The sequence below is a fragment of the Paraburkholderia sp. SIMBA_054 genome (assembly GCF_046534875.1).
GTDB lineage: Bacteria > Pseudomonadota > Gammaproteobacteria > Burkholderiales > Burkholderiaceae > Paraburkholderia > Paraburkholderia hospita.
The window spans coordinates 1-270 of the sequence record NZ_JAWRXV010000829.1; the positions used below are offsets into that span (position 1 = coordinate 1).

General features: G+C 74.1%; 1 pseudogene. It reads left to right on the forward strand.

From position 1 onward, the window contains the following. A pseudogene (gene tldD / locus SB822_RS57420) lies at positions 1–270 on the forward strand (metalloprotease TldD); the annotation flags it as partial.

Below are 270 nucleotides of genomic sequence, written 5' to 3' on the forward strand. Positions count from 1 at the left end.
GTGCGGCTGAACGTGCAGGTGATCGTCGAGCAGGCCGGCCGCCGCGAGAGCGGCTATGCCGGTGGCGGTGGCCGCTACGGCTATGCCGAGCTGTTCGCCGGCGACCGGCCGGAAGGCTTCGCCCGCGAGGCGCTGCGCCAGGCGCTGGTGAACCTGGAGGCGGTCGCCGCGCCGGCCGGCACGATGCCGGTGGTGCTCGGCGCCGGCTGGCCGGGCGTGCTGCTGCACGAAGCCGTCGGCCATGGCCTGGAAGGCGATTTCAACCGCAAG